The organism is Pantoea sp. 18069 (genome assembly GCF_902706035.1).
Lineage (GTDB): Bacteria > Pseudomonadota > Gammaproteobacteria > Burkholderiales > Burkholderiaceae_C > Comamonas.
Window position 1 is genome coordinate 246365 of sequence record NZ_CACSJA010000001.1, and the last position, 13681, is coordinate 260045.

Genomic DNA, 13681 nt, shown 5'->3' on the forward strand with positions numbered 1-13681 from the left:
GCTTTCGATTGTGCTTGAGCGCGTCAGGAGGTGGATGACGCGTGTGTCAAGTGTTGCAAGCAGATGCAAGCAGTCTTCACTCTTCGGGGGGGAGCATGCCGGCGTCGTCATCGTCGCCGAAATCATCGGCGTCGAAGCCGTCGCCCTGCGCGCGCTGGCTGCGCAGCTGCAGGAAGACGTCGCGCGTCAGGCTGTATTTGTCGAGCGCCACCGCATCGAGCATGTCGCCCGCCTGCAGCAGGCGCGCGCGCCTGTCGACCAGGTTCAGCACCGCCAGGCTGTTGCGCACACCGACGTCATGGCTGTAACCCAGCAGATTGCCCTTGATGTCCAGCGGCAGCGCCGCGGTATCGCGCACGGTCGAAGGCCCCAGCAGCGGCAGCACCAGATAGGGGCCGGAGGGCACGCCCCAGCGTCCCAGCGTCAGGCCGAAATCCTGGGGACTGCGCTGCAGTCCCATTTCACTCGCCACATCGAACAGCCCGCCGATGCCGAACACCGTGTTGACGCTGAAGCGCACGATGCTGTAGTAGGCGCCTTCGCCCTTGGCCTGGGCCAGGTTGTTGACGAACGACCAGGCGTCGCCGAGGTTAGAGAAGAAATTGCCGACACCGTCACGCGCCAGTCGGGGCGTGACATCGCGGTACAGCGTGGCCACGGGCTTGAGCACCGCGTCGTCGAGCGCGGTGTTGAAGCTGTACATGCTGCGGTTGTACGACTCGAAAGGGTCGGCGGGGTTGACGGCCCTGGGCGTGGTGGGCGTCGCGGTTTCGCCCGCGGCCTGCGGATCCGCCGTGGTCGCACAGCCGGCGAGCGCCAGCGTCAGCACCAGCGCGGCAAAAAGTGGTCTGCGGGGCGCGCCCGCCAGGTTGGTTGTGGTCATTGTTTTTCCGGAGCAGGAGCACTGGAGCCACCCTCTTCCGCCCTGTTGTAAAGGAACTGTCCAATGAGGTTTTCCAGCACCACGGCCGATTGGGTGGCGATGATGCGGTCGCCCGGAGCCAGCACGGCTTCCTCCGCGCCGGCCTCGATGCCTATGTATTGGTCGCCCAGCAGCCCGCTGGTCAGGATCTTGAGGGAGCTGTCCTTGGGAAAGCGGTACTGCTTTTCCAGGGCGAGGTTGACGCTGGCCTGGAACGTCTGGTCGTCGAACGTGATCGACTGCACCCGCCCCACGACCACGCCGGCGCTGCGCACCGCGGCCTTGGGCTTGAGCCCGCCGATATTGTCAAAACGCGCGGTCACGGCATAGGTCTGCTGAAAGCTCAGGCTCAGCAGATTGGCCGACTGCAAGGCCAGAAACACCAGGGCCGCTGCGCCGAGCAGAACAAACAGGCCCACCCACATGTCACTTTTCGATTGCTGCATGAATCTTCCTCTCACTCACCTGGTGGGAGCATCAAATACTGAACATCGTGGCGGTGAGCAGGAAGTCCAGCCCCAAAATGGCCAGCGAGGCCATCACCACGGTGCGCGTTGTCGCGCGGGAAACGCCTTCGGGCGTCGGCTTGGCCAGATAGCCCTGCAGCAGCGCCACGAAGGTCACCGCCACGCCGAACACCAGGCTCTTGATCACACCATTGCCCAGATCGGCCCACCAGTCGACGCCCTGCTGCATCTGGCCCCAGAAAGCGCCGCCGTCCACGCCTATCATCAGCACGCCGACGATCCAGCCGCCGATCACGCCGACGGCGCTGAACACCGCGGCCAGCAAAGGCAGCACGATCACGCCGGCCCAGAACCGCGGCGCGAGGATCCGGCGCACCGGGTCCACGGCCATCATTTCCATCGCGCTGAGCTGCTCGCCGGCCTTCATCAGGCCGATTTCGGCCGTCAGCGCCGTGCCCGCGCGCCCGGCGAACAGCAGCGCCGTGACCACGGGCCCGAGCTCTCGCACCAGCGACAGCGCGACCAGCAGGCCCAGCGCTTCGGCAGAACCATAGCGCTGCAGCGTGTAATAGCCTTGCAGCCCGAGCACGAAGCCGACGAACAGGCCCGACACGCCGATGATGGCCAGCGAATAGTTGCCGAGAAAATGGATCTGGTCGCCCATGAGGCGCGGGCGGCGCAGCGTCGCGCCGAGCAGGCCCACGAGTCGCAGCAGCAGGCGCGTGGCCTGGCCGATCGCAGTGCAGTGTTCGCGTGCGGCGCGGCCTATGCGCGCAGGGTGAAGGCGGTTCATGCGCGGCCTCCCGGGCCAAAGTCCTGGGCCGCATCGGGCCCCGGATAGTGGAACGGCACCGGCCCCGTGGCGCGCGCATGCACGAACTGGTCGACCAGCGGGTCGGTGCTGGCCATGACTTCGGCCGGCGTGCCCTGGGCCGCGACGCAGGCCGGGCCGAGAATGATCACATGGTCGGCGACCTGGAAAGTCTCGACGATATCGTGCGACACCAGCACCGTGGTCAGGCCCATCGCGTCATTGAGTTCGCGTATCAGGTGGGCGGCCGTGCCCAGCGCAATCGGGTCCAGGCCGGCGAACGGTTCGTCGTACATGATCAGCTCGGGGTCGAGCGCGATCGCGCGCGCCAGCGCCACGCGCCGCGCCATGCCGCCCGAAATCTCGCTGGGCATGAGCGCGCGCGCGCCGCGCAGGCCCACGGCATGCAGCTTCATCAGCACGATGTCGCGCACCAGCGCTTCGGGCAGATCGGTGTGCTCGCGCAGCGCGAACGCCACGTTGTCGAACACGCTCATGTCGGTGAACAACGCGCCGAACTGGAACAGCATGCCCATGCGCCGGCGCGCGGCATACAGCTGCGCCGGGTTCATGCGGCCAATGTCCTGGCCGTCGAACAGCACCTGCCCTTGCTGGGCGCGCTGCTGTCCGCCGATCAGCCGCAGCACTGTGGTCTTGCCGCCGCCCGACGCTCCCATCAGCGCCGTGACCTTGCCGCGCGGTATCTGCAAGCTGAGGTCGCGCAGGATCACCCGCTCGCCATAACCAAAAGTTACGTTGCGCAGCTCGACCAGGGGCGCGGGTGCTGTCATGGACCTACGGCTCCTACAGGAGAAAACAAAAATACGTCATGGATGCGATGTTAAACGATTACATACATTCATGAATGTTTGCTTCACACAAACCCTGCAAACACCCCGCGTCGCAGACGCTGCGCCAGCGACGCTGGTCACAGCATATTGTGCAGAAATGCCTTTGTGCGTGCGTGCTTGGGATGTGCAAAAAATTCCGCCGCCGGGCCCGACTCGATCAGCTCCCCACGGTCCATGAAGGCCACACGGTGTGCAACTTCGCGCGCAAAGCCCATTTCATGGGTGACCACGAGCATGGTCATGTTCTCCTGGGCAAGCTCGCGCATGGTGCGCAGCACCTCGCCCGTGAGTTCGGGGTCGAGCGCCGATGTGGGTTCGTCGAACAGCAGGATGTCCGGCTCCATGGCCAGTGCGCGCGCGATCGCCACGCGCTGCTTTTGCCCGCCCGACAGGCGCGCCGGGTAGCTGTCGCGCTTTTCCAACAGGCCGACCTTCTTGAGCAGCGCTTCGGCCCGGGGCACGATCTGCGCGCGCGCCAGGCCTTTGACGACCATTGGCGCCTCGATCACGTTCTCGAGCACCGTGAGGTGGGGAAACAGATTGAACGACTGGAACACCATGCCCATCTTGCGGCCGATGCGGCGGATCTGCGCGTCGGGCACATAGCTGCACACGCCTGCGGCGTCGGTCTCGGCCAGCAGCTCGCCTTCGATGTGGATATGGCCGCTGTCTATGGTTTCGAGGTGGTTCAGGCAGCGCAAAAACGTGCTCTTGCCCGAGCCCGAAGGCCCGATCACGGCGACCACTTCGCCGCGCAGCAGGTCGAGCGAGACATTGCGCAGCACCGGCAGGCCGTTGAAGCCCTTGCAGATATCGCGCGCGCCTATCATCACCTCGCTGCCTGGCGCCGACGGGGCCGGCGCTGCGCGTGCAGCCGTCGTCTCAGGCGTCGTATTTGGCATAGCGTTTCTCCAGGTACTGGAAGCCCCAGGTCAGCACCAGGGTCATGACAAGATAAAAGCAGGCCGCCACGATGAACGGCGTGGTGGTGAAGTCACGCTGCACGATGCCGCGCGCCGCGCGCAACAGGTCGTTGAGTGCGAGCACGTAGATCAGCGATGTGTCCTTGACCAGCGTGATGGTCTCGTTGCTCATCGGCGGCAGGATGCGCGGCCAGATCTGCGGCAGCACGATGCGCCGCATGGTCTGGCCATAGCTCAGGCCCAGCACCTTCGCGCCTTCGTACTGGCCGCGGTCTATCGACTGTATGCCCGCACGGAAGATTTCGGCGAAGTAGGCAGCGTAGTTGAGCGAGAAGGCGACAACGGCAGCGGGAAAGTCGTCAAAGCGAACACCGATCACCGGCACGAACGGCAGCGCGAAGTAGATGAACAACATCTGCAGCATCAGCGGCGTGCCGCGCATCAGCCAGATATAGCCATTGACCAGCCGGGCCAGCCAGCGAAAACGCGACACCCGCACCAGCGCCAGCGCCAGCCCCAGCGGCACCGCCAGGACCAGCGTGACCACGAACAGCTTCAGAGTGACCAGCGCCCCCTGGGACAGGGGCCCCAGGAGGGAGAGAACGTATTCCATGCAATTGCCTTGTGGTCCAGAAACGCAAAACACCGGCAGGCCTATGAGGGCGCAGCCGGTGCCTGAGGCTGGACAGTCCGCTTACTTGATGATGTCCTTGCCAAACCACTTGGTGGCAATTTCCGCGGCCTTGCCGTCCTTCTTCATGTCGGCCATGGACGCTTCGAGCCGGGCCAGCAGTTCCGTGTCTTCCTTGCGCAGGCCCACGCCGTATTCCTCGACGCCGAAGTTTTCCTCGAGCACGCGGTACTCTTCGGCCTTCTTCGCGACGTGGAAGCGGCCCACGACCTCATCGACCACGACGGCATCGAGACGGCCGGCGGACAGGTCCATCAGCGCGGTGATGTTGTCGCCGAAAGTCTTCAATTGCTTGAAGCTGCCGGCCACGGCTTCTTCCTTCTTGATCGCGTCCACGGCCGAACTGCCGTCCTGCGCGCCCACGACCTTGCCCGACAGGTCGGCCTTGGTCTTGATGCCGCCGTTGGCCAGCACCACGATGATCTGGTGATTTTCCATGTAGGGCGCGGAGAACGCGATCTTTTCCTTGCGCTGCTCGGTGATGGTCAGGCCGTTCCACAGCATGTCCACGCGCTTGCCCGCAAGCTCGGCTTCCTTGGCGCTCCAGTCGATGGGCTTGAACTGCATGTCCAGGCCCATGCGCTTGCCGGCTTCGCGCGCCAGGTCGATGTCGAAACCGACCAGTTCGTTCTTCTCGTCACGGAAACCCATGGGCGGGAAGTTGTCGTCCAGGCCGACCACCACTTGGGTCACGGCAGGAGCCGCGGCAGGCGCCGCATCGGTGGCGGGCTGGGGCTCATTCTTGCCACAGGCAGCCAAAATGGCGCTCAGGGCCAGCATCGCGACGAGATTACGTTTTTTCATGGCGGTAAAAAGGAGGAAGCACGGCAAAAGCATCGGGCGAAAGACGCGCAATGCGCCTGCCGACCCGCAAGTGAGGCGGCTATTGTCGCCCAGACCCGCTCAAAACGCATAAAGGCGGGTCAAACCGCCCCTGGTTTACCTTGTCTTTTCAACCGCCATGGCACCATCTGACCGCTTCTTCACCGATCCCGCATTGATCCAGGCCTATCGCGAGACCGACTACATCGTTCACGCCGCGCCGGACTTCGTGCTGCACATCGACCAACCCTGCCCCGCGCTCGCCGCGTACTATGCGCGCCGGCGCATTGCCGCGGGCTGCGTGATCACGGCCTGGAATCCGCACAGCCAGCCTTTGTCCCATGCCGAGAACCAGACGCGCCAAGCCAGGCTGGAGCAGGAACTGCAGCAGGCCGGCTGGCATTGGATACGTGCCGTGGGCGCGCACCCGCGCAACGGCTGGCCGCCTGAAGCGGGCTGCTTTGTCGAAGACATGGGAACCGAGGCCGCGATTGAATGGGGGCGCAGGCATGGGCAGAATGCGGTGGTCTGGTGCGGCGCAGATGCAATTCCCCGCCTGCGACTCATACGCTAGGAAATGGCCCTGGGAGCTAACGCTCCAAAGAAGCTATCCTGGCCCCGCTCCTCGCCCTTCTGGCTGCGCCTGGCGCGCGCAGGGCCCGGGCTGGCAGGTGTGCCGAAGGACACACCTGCTTCGTAAACTGACGCGCCGCAGTTGTTCGAGCGTAGCGGCGAAGCCGCGCAGCGAGTTCTGCGACGCAGCCCGGGACCGAGCACGGCAGGTTGCCCTACGCTGCGCGCAGGGTCGCAGACAGCAGGGCTCGCCTTTCTTTTGGGTACTTTTCTTTGGCGAAGCAAAGAAAAGTACCTCGGCTGCCGGGCCGAGACCCGGCTCCTGCCCGCAGAAAAGGCATGCTGTGAAAACGAAAAAGGCGCCCCGACAAAAACGCCTTTCTCCCGAACCAGAGAACGCTCAACGCGGCAGCGTGCTCTTGCCCATAAGGAAGGCATCCACAGCGCGCGCGGCCTGGCGCCCTTCGCGGATGGCCCAGACCACCAGCGACTGGCCGCGGCGCATGTCGCCGGCGGCGAACAGCTTGGGAACGCTGGTCGCGTAGCCTACGGCGGCATCGGTCGTGGCCTTGGCGTTGCCGCGCTGGTCCTTCTCGACACCAAACGACTCGAGGATCGAGGCCACCGGGCTCACGAAGCCCATGGCCAGGAACACCAGGTCGGCCTTGAGCACCTGTTCGGAGCCCGGCACTTCGGCCATCTTGCCGTCCTTCCATTCCAGGCGCACGGTCTTGACGCCTGTGAGCTGGCCCTTCTCGCCGATGAACTCCTTGGTGGCTATCGCGAACTCGCGCTCGCAGCCTTCGTCATGGCTGGACGAGGTACGCAGCTTGTAGGGCCAGTAAGGCCAGACCAGCGGCTTGTTTTCCTGCTCGGGCGGCATGGGCATCAGCTCGAACTGGGTGACGCTCACGGCGCCATGACGGTTCGAGGTGCCCACGCAGTCGCTGCCGGTATCGCCACCACCGATGACAATCACGGTCTTGCCATCGGCACGGATCTGGCCCTTGAGCTTGTCGCCGGCGTTGACCTTGTTCTGCTGGGGCAGGAACTCCATCGCGAAATGCACGCCATTGAGTTCACGGCCGGGCACGGGCAGGTCACGCGACTGCTCGGCACCGCCCGACAGCAGCACGGCGTCGAATTCGGCCATCAGCTGCTCGGGGGAGACGGTTTCCTTGGCCCAGTTGGTGACCTTGGAATCCTTGCCCAGACCTTCGGCGCCCGCGACCAGCACGCCAGTGCGGATGACCACGCCTTCGGCTTCGAGCTGCTTGGCGCGCAGGTCGATGTGCGACTTTTCCATCTTGAAGTCAGGAATGCCGTAGCGCAGCAGGCCGCCGATGCGGTCGTTCTTCTCGAACAGCGTCACGGCGTGGCCGGCACGCGCGAGCTGCTGGGCCGCGGCCATGCCGGCCGGGCCCGCGCCGATGATGGCCACCGTCTTGCCGGTCTTGACGGCCGCGGGCATGGGCTTGACCCAGCCTTCGGCCCAGGCACGGTCGATGATCGCGTGCTCGATGCTCTTGATGCCGATGGGCGCGGCATTGATGTTCACCACGCAGGCGGCTTCGCAGGGCGCGGGGCAGATGCGGCCGGTGAACTCGGGGAAGTTGTTGGTGCTGTGCAGCACCTTGATCGCGTTCTCCCAGTCGCCGCGGTAGACCAGATCGTTGAAGTCCGGAATGATGTTGTTGACCGGGCAGCCGTTGTTGCAGAACGGCGTGCCGCAGTCCATGCAGCGCGCGCCCTGCACTTTCGCCTGCTCGGGCGTGAGCGCGATGACGAACTCCTTGTAGTTCTTGAGGCGCTCGGCGACGGGCTTGTAGCCCTCTTCGATGCGGTCGTATTCCAGAAATCCTGTGCTTTTTCCCATGATGAAACAGTCCTTGAATTGATAAGCGAGTCGTGAGTCAGTGCGGTCTTACTTGGCCGGCACTGCTTCGGTTTCAGTAGCTAGTTCTGCTTTCGCAGCAATGGCTTCCTTCGCTTTTCGTTCATGGATTTCAGACAGGGCGCGTTGGTATTCCGACGGGAAGACCTTGACGAACTTGGCTCGGGCCGCGGCCCAGTTGTCGAGCAGCTCGCGCGCACGCTTGGAGCCGGTCCAGCGGCTGTGGGCTTCGACCAGCGCGCGCAGCTGCTGTTCGTCGCTCTCGCCGCGGTGCCAGATGCCTGGGCTCACCGTGGTCGCGAACTCGTTGTGCGGCAGCACTTTTTCCAGCGTCACCGAGGCCGTGTTGCAGCGCTTGGCGAACAGGCCGTCTTCGTCATAGACGTAAGCCACGCCGCCGCTCATGCCGGCCGCGAAGTTGCGGCCGGTCTTGCCCAGCACCACCACGGTGCCGCCGGTCATGTATTCGCAGCCGTGATCTCCCGTGCCTTCGACGACGGCCGTCGCACCCGACAGGCGCACCGCGAAACGTTCACCGGCCACGCCGCTGAAGAAGGCTTCGCCGCTGGTCGCACCGAACATCACGGTGTTGCCGACGATGGTGTTGGACACCGACGCGCCGCGGAAGGCATGGCTGGGGCGCACGATGATGCGCCCGCCCGACAGGCCCTTGCCGGTGTAGTCGTTGGCGTCGCCGGTGACGTTCAGCGTGATGCCCTTGCACAGGAATGCGCCGAACGACTGGCCGCCCGTGCCTTCGAAGTGGATGCGGATGGTGTCATCCGGCAGGCCTTCGGCATGCGCGCGGGTCACGGCGCCCGACAGCATCGCGCCAACCGAGCGGTTCACGTTGCGCGCCACTTCCATGATGCGCACGGACTCGCCGTTTTCGATCGCCGGCTTGCAGCGCTCGATCAGCTTGACGTCCAGCGCCTTGTCCAGCAGGTGGTCCTGGGTGTCGACGTGGAAGCGCGGCACATCTGCGGGCACGATGGGCTGGGCAAACAGGCGACTGAAGTCCAGGCCCTGGGCCTTCCAGTGCGCGAGGCCCTTGCGGGTGTCGAGCAGGTCGGAGCGGCCGATCAGGTCGTTGAACTTGCGTATGCCCAGCTGGGCCATGATCTGGCGCACTTCCTCGGCAACGAAGAAGAAGTAGTTCACGACATGCTCGGGCTTGCCGCTGAACTGCTTGCGCAGCACCGGGTCCTGCGTGGCCACGCCCACGGGGCAGGTGTTCAGATGGCACTTGCGCATCATGATGCAGCCTTCGACCACCAGCGGCGCGGTGGCGAAGCCGAACTCGTCGGCGCCCAGCAGCGCACCGATGACCACGTCGCGGCCGGTCTTCATCTGGCCGTCGGCCTGGACACGCACGCGTCCGCGCAGGCGGTTGAGCACCAGGGTCTGCTGGGTTTCGGCCAGGCCGATTTCCCAGGGACCGCCCGCGTGCTTGATCGACGACAGCGGCGAAGCGCCGGTGCCGCCGTCATGGCCGGCGATCACGATGTGGTCGCTCTTGCACTTGGTGACGCCCGCGGCAATCGTGCCGACGCCGATTTCGGACACCAGCTTGACCGAGATGTCGGCATGCGGGGCGACGTTCTTCAGATCGTGGATCAGCTGTGCCAGATCCTCGATCGAATAGATGTCGTGGTGCGGTGGGGGCGAGATCAGGCCCACGCCCGGCACCGAGTGGCGCATGCGGCCGATGTATTCGGTGACCTTGCCGCCAGGCAGCTGGCCGCCTTCACCGGGCTTGGCGCCCTGGGCCATCTTGATCTGGATCTGGTCGGACGACGACAGGTACTCGGCGGTGACACCGAAGCGGCCCGACGCGACCTGCTTGATCCTGGAGCGCAGCGAATCGCCGTCGCGCAGCGGAATGTCGACTTCGACCTGGTCGGCGCCGATCACCGAGCCCAGGGTCTCGCCCTGCTTGATCGGGATGCCCTTGAGTTCGTTGCGATAGCGCTTGGGATCCTCGCCGCCTTCGCCGGTGTTGCTCTTGCCGCCGATGCGGTTCATGGCCACGGCCAGCGTGGCATGGGCTTCGGTCGAGATCGAGCCCAGCGACATTGCGCCGGTCGCGAAACGCTTGACGATTTCAGCGGCCGACTCGACTTCGTCGAGCGCGATCGCCTGGGCCGGATCACCCTTGAACTCGAACAGGCCGCGCAGCGTCATGTGGCGCTGGCTCTGGTCGTTGACCAGTTGGGCGTATTCCTTGAAGGTGCTGAAGTTGTTGGAGCGCGTGGCGTGCTGCAGCTTGGCGATCACGTCGGGCGTCCACATGTGCTCTTCACCGCGCGCACGCCAGGCGTACTCGCCGCCGGCTTCGAGCATGGTCTCTAGCACCGGGTCGTCGCTGAATGCCGCGAGGTGGTTGCGAATGGTTTCCTCGGCGATCTCGAAAACGCCTATGCCTTCGATGCGGCTGGCCGTGCCGGTGAAATACTTGTCAACGGTGTCGGTGCTCAGGCCTATGGCCTCGAACAGCTGCGCGCCGCAGTAGCTCATGTAGGTGCTCACGCCCATCTTGGACATGATCTTCGACAGGCCCTTGCCGATCGCCTTGACGTAGTTGTAGACGGCCTTCTCGCCCGACAGGTCGGCAGGCAGGTCCTTGCCCATTTCCAGCAGGGTTTCCATCGCCAGGTAGGGATGGACGGCTTCGGCGCCGTAGCCCGCGAGCACGGCGAAATGGTGGATTTCACGCGCCGTGCCGGTTTCGACCACGAGGCCGGCCGTGGTGCGCAGGCCTTCACGCACCAGGTGCTGGTGGATGGCCGACAGCGCCAGCAGCGCAGGGATCGCGACCTGGGTCGCCGACAGCGCACGGTCGCTGATGATCAGGATGTTCGCGCCGCCACGGATCGCGTCGACGGCCTGGGCGCACAGCGAAGCGAGCTTGGCTTCGACGCCCTGCTTGCCCCACGACAGCGGGTAGGTGATGTCGATGGTCTCGCTCTTGAACTTGCCCTGGGTGTGCTGCGCGATGTTGCGCAGCTTGTCCATGGCTTCGAAGTCCAGCACCGGCTGGTGCACTTCGAGGCGCATCGGCGGGTTGACCTGGTTGATGTCCAGCAGATTCGGCTTGGGGCCGATGAACGACACCAGCGACATCACGATCGCTTCGCGGATCGGGTCGATGGGCGGGTTCGTCACCTGGGCGAACATCTGGCGGAAATAGTTGTACAGCGGCTTGTTGCGGTCCGACAGCACGGCCAGCGGGCTGTCGTTGCCCATCGAGCCCACGCCTTCCTCGCCCTTGGCGGCCATGGGCGCAAGCAGGAACTTGATGTCTTCCTGGGTGAAGCCGAAGGCCTGCTGGCGCTCGAGCAGCGGCAGCGTGGCGACAGGCGGCTGGACCGGGCCCTTGCTGCCGACGTCGTCAAGCTTGATGCGCAGGTTCTCGATCCACTGCTTGTAGGGCTTGGTGTTGACGATGTTGGCCTTGAGCTCTTCGTCCTCGATCAGACGGCCTTGCTCCAGGTCGATCAGCAGCATCTTGCCGGGCTGCAGACGCCACTTGCGGATGATCTTGCTGTCGGGCACGGGCAGCACGCCCACTTCCGAGCCCAGGATGACGAGGTCGTCATCGGTGATCACGTAGCGCGAGGGACGCAGGCCGTTGCGGTCCAGCGTGGCACCGATCTGGCGGCCGTCGGTGAAGACGATGGATGCCGGGCCGTCCCAGGGTTCCATCATCGCCGCGTGGTATTCATAGAACGCGCGGCGGCGCTCATCCATGGACTCGTGCTGTTCCCAGGGCTCGGGAATCATCATCATCACGGCCTGGCTGATGGGGTAGCCGGCCATGGTCAGCAGCTCGAGGCAGTTGTCGAACGTCGCGGTATCGGACTGGTCGGCAAAGCTGATGGGGTAGAGCTTCTTGAGGTCTTCGGCCAGCACGGGCGAAGCCATCACGCCTTCGCGCGCGCGCATCCAGTTGTAGTTGCCCTTGACGGTGTTGATTTCACCGTTGTGCGCAACATAGCGGTAGGGGTGGGCCAGCGGCCATTCGGGGAAGGTGTTGGTCGAGAAGCGCTGGTGCACCAGGCCGATGGCCGAGACGCAGCGCTCGTCTTCGAGGTCCTTGAAGTACACGCCCACCTGGTCGGCCAGCAGCAGGCCCTTGTAGACCACGGTGCGGCTGCTCATGCTGGGAACGTAGTATTCCTTGCTGTGCTTGAGCTTGAGGCCCTGGATGGCGGCGCTGGCGGTCTTGCGGATCACGTACAGCTTGCGCTCGAGCGCGTCCTGCACGATCACGTCGTTGCCGCGACCGATGAACACCTGGCGCAGCACGGGCTCCTTGGCGCGCACCGTGGGCGACATGGGCATGTCGAGGTTCACGGGCACATCGCGCCAGCCGAGCAGCACCTGGCCTTCGGCCTTGATCGCGCGCTCCATCTCCTGCTCGCAGGCCAGGCGCGAAGCGTGTTCCTTGGGCAGGAAGATCATGCCCACGCCGTACTCACCCGCGGGCGGCAGCACCACGCCCTGCAGCGCCATTTCTTCGCGGTACAGCTGGTCGGGCAGCTGGATCAGGATGCCCGCGCCGTCGCCCATGAGCTTGTCGGCACCGACCGCGCCACGGTGGTCGATGTTCTCGAGGATCTTGAGCGCACCCGTCACGATGTCGTGGCGCTTCTCACCTTTGATGTGGGCGACAAATCCCAAGCCGCACGCGTCGTGCTCATTGCTCTTGGAATACAGACCGTGTTCTTGGAGATGGGTGATCTCGGCAGCCGTAGTCATGGCGGAATCCTCAGTTATTTTCGCAGGGAGCCAGAGATTACGACAAGGCATCAACCTATGCAAGAAAATATAATTAGGGTCAGATTCAATTATTACCCGATGATTTTGTTCGGATAATAAATTAGGGACATATCAAATTCAGGAGCAACAAACCATTACCTGTTGCAGCTGAAACGCCCTCAGCAGCCTCAGGTCGACGATTCGGAAGGGTTTTTCGGCGGACGGCCCGCGCGCTGGCGCACCACGCGGCGCTGGGTGCGGTTCTGCAAATCGGCGACGAACTGCGGCGAACCCAGGGCCCAGCCGCGCAGCGCGGCCTGCTCTATGGTTTCGAGCTGCTCGGCCGAAATCCCTTCCTTGACCGCGGCCTGGTAACCGGCTTCGCGCGCAAACGGCGTATTGCCCAGCGCCCAGAACGAGGGATGCGGGTGAACCAGCGTGGTGTAGCGCAGGCCGGCGTTGTGGGCATAGCTCGACCAGACGTAGTCGGCGGGCTCGCGCGCCAGCCCGGCGCGCACCGGGCTCCAGTCGAGCGCGACCATGCTGGCAAGCAGGTACTGGGCCGGATCGACCACATTGGCGCGGTAGCGCCCGTTCCACAGCGTGCCGCTGCGGCCATGGCGGTTGTTGAAGTAGCGCACATAGCTGCGCCCCACCGATTGCATGAACTGCGGCAGACCGGTGTCGGTCTCGGGCGTCACCAGCAGCTGGAACTGGTCGGGCAGCAGCACATAGGCATGGATGTCGACCGCGAAACGCCTGGCCATCTCGCGCAGCAGGTCCAGCATCTGGTTGCAGTCGGCGGCGTCGACAAAGATCTCCGCGCCGTTGTTGCCACGCTGGATGATGTGGTGCGGTAATGATGCGAGGGTCAGGCGGGGGAGACGGGCCATGGCTAGAACTCTCTGGCGGAAGGAAACACATGCGCTGGCCTGGAGGCCGGGCCGTTCATCCTTCGACGCGGCC

General features: G+C 64.5%; 11 protein-coding genes. 1 reads left to right on the top strand and 10 read right to left on the bottom strand.

What is annotated here, in order from left to right; genetic code table 11:
• Nucleotides 1-76 precede the first annotated feature (76 nt).
• The 7 genes from GVL12_RS01220 to GVL12_RS01250 all read right to left on the bottom strand — a co-directional run bounded on the left by GVL12_RS01220 (nt 77) and on the right by GVL12_RS01250 (nt 5469).
• The gene (locus GVL12_RS01220) at nt 77-883 is read right to left on the bottom strand and encodes a VacJ family lipoprotein (RefSeq protein WP_159910811.1); all 807 of its coding nucleotides are present in this window, start codon (nt 881-883) and stop codon (nt 77-79) included.
• On the bottom strand, nt 880-1368 hold the full coding sequence (gene mlaD / locus GVL12_RS01225; RefSeq protein WP_159910812.1) for an outer membrane lipid asymmetry maintenance protein MlaD: 489 nt from the start codon (nt 1366-1368) through the stop codon (nt 880-882). The genes GVL12_RS01220 and mlaD overlap by 4 nt, the downstream gene beginning before the upstream one ends.
• A gap of 31 nt (nt 1369-1399) precedes the next feature.
• On the bottom strand, nt 1400-2182 hold the full coding sequence (mlaE, locus tag GVL12_RS01230) for a lipid asymmetry maintenance ABC transporter permease subunit MlaE (RefSeq protein ID WP_159910813.1): 783 nt from the start codon (nt 2180-2182) through the stop codon (nt 1400-1402).
• Entirely contained in the window at nt 2179-2991 is an 813-nt protein-coding gene (locus GVL12_RS01235; RefSeq protein WP_159910814.1) for an ABC transporter ATP-binding protein, read from the bottom strand. The genes mlaE and GVL12_RS01235 overlap by 4 nt, the downstream gene beginning before the upstream one ends.
• A gap of 137 nt (nt 2992-3128) precedes the next feature.
• Entirely contained in the window at nt 3129-3881 is a 753-nt protein-coding gene (locus GVL12_RS01240; protein WP_159910989.1) for an amino acid ABC transporter ATP-binding protein, read from the bottom strand.
• A 52-nt stretch (nt 3882-3933) separates the two neighbouring features.
• On the bottom strand, nt 3934-4587 hold the full coding sequence (locus tag GVL12_RS01245) for an amino acid ABC transporter permease (RefSeq protein WP_159910815.1): 654 nt from the start codon (nt 4585-4587) through the stop codon (nt 3934-3936).
• A gap of 81 nt (nt 4588-4668) precedes the next feature.
• Nucleotides 4669-5469 (bottom strand): amino acid ABC transporter substrate-binding protein, encoded by an 801-nt coding sequence (locus GVL12_RS01250; protein ID WP_159910816.1) that lies wholly within the window; start codon nt 5467-5469, stop codon nt 4669-4671.
• A gap of 157 nt (nt 5470-5626) precedes the next feature.
• On the opposite strand from GVL12_RS01250, the gene GVL12_RS01255 reads away from it, so the two are divergent.
• A complete protein-coding gene (locus GVL12_RS01255; RefSeq protein WP_159910817.1) occupies nt 5627-6061 on the top strand; it encodes a DUF3293 domain-containing protein in 435 nt (144 codons plus the stop codon).
• 399 nt (nt 6062-6460) lie between these two features.
• On the opposite strand, the gene GVL12_RS01260 is transcribed toward GVL12_RS01255, so the two are convergent.
• The 3 genes from GVL12_RS01260 to GVL12_RS01270 form a co-directional block, all read right to left on the bottom strand.
• Nucleotides 6461-7936, bottom strand: a complete 1476-nt coding sequence (locus tag GVL12_RS01260) for a glutamate synthase subunit beta (RefSeq protein ID WP_159910818.1) — start codon at nt 7934-7936, stop codon at nt 6461-6463.
• A gap of 48 nt (nt 7937-7984) precedes the next feature.
• Nucleotides 7985-12715, bottom strand: a complete 4731-nt coding sequence (locus tag GVL12_RS01265) for a glutamate synthase-related protein (RefSeq protein ID WP_159910819.1) — start codon at nt 12713-12715, stop codon at nt 7985-7987.
• Nucleotides 12716-12903: 188 nt separating this feature from the next.
• On the bottom strand, nt 12904-13608 hold the full coding sequence (locus GVL12_RS01270) for a transposase (protein ID WP_159910820.1): 705 nt from the start codon (nt 13606-13608) through the stop codon (nt 12904-12906).
• Nucleotides 13609-13681: the final 73 nt, after the last annotated feature.

Excerpts from the sequence above, each read along its gene's own strand:
- GVL12_RS01220 (WP_159910811.1), bottom strand. The coding sequence starts at position 883 with ATGACCACAACCAACCTGGCGGGCGCGCCCCGCAGACCACTTTTTGCC.
- mlaD (WP_159910812.1), bottom strand. The coding sequence starts at position 1,368 with ATGCAGCAATCGAAAAGTGACATGTGGGTGGGCCTGTTTGTTCTGCTC.
- mlaE (WP_159910813.1), bottom strand. The coding sequence starts at position 2,182 with ATGAACCGCCTTCACCCTGCGCGCATAGGCCGCGCCGCACGCGAACAC.
- GVL12_RS01235 (WP_159910814.1), bottom strand. The coding sequence starts at position 2,991 with ATGACAGCACCCGCGCCCCTGGTCGAGCTGCGCAACGTAACTTTTGGT.
- GVL12_RS01240 (WP_159910989.1), bottom strand. The coding sequence starts at position 3,881 with ATGATAGGCGCGCGCGATATCTGCAAGGGCTTCAACGGCCTGCCGGTG.
- GVL12_RS01245 (WP_159910815.1), bottom strand. The coding sequence starts at position 4,587 with ATGGAATACGTTCTCTCCCTCCTGGGGCCCCTGTCCCAGGGGGCGCTG.
- GVL12_RS01250 (WP_159910816.1), bottom strand. The coding sequence starts at position 5,469 with ATGAAAAAACGTAATCTCGTCGCGATGCTGGCCCTGAGCGCCATTTTG.
- GVL12_RS01255 (WP_159910817.1), top strand. The coding sequence starts at position 5,627 with ATGGCACCATCTGACCGCTTCTTCACCGATCCCGCATTGATCCAGGCC.
- GVL12_RS01260 (WP_159910818.1), bottom strand. The coding sequence starts at position 7,936 with ATGGGAAAAAGCACAGGATTTCTGGAATACGACCGCATCGAAGAGGGC.
- GVL12_RS01265 (WP_159910819.1), bottom strand. The coding sequence starts at position 12,715 with ATGACTACGGCTGCCGAGATCACCCATCTCCAAGAACACGGTCTGTAT.
- GVL12_RS01270 (WP_159910820.1), bottom strand. The coding sequence starts at position 13,608 with ATGGCCCGTCTCCCCCGCCTGACCCTCGCATCATTACCGCACCACATC.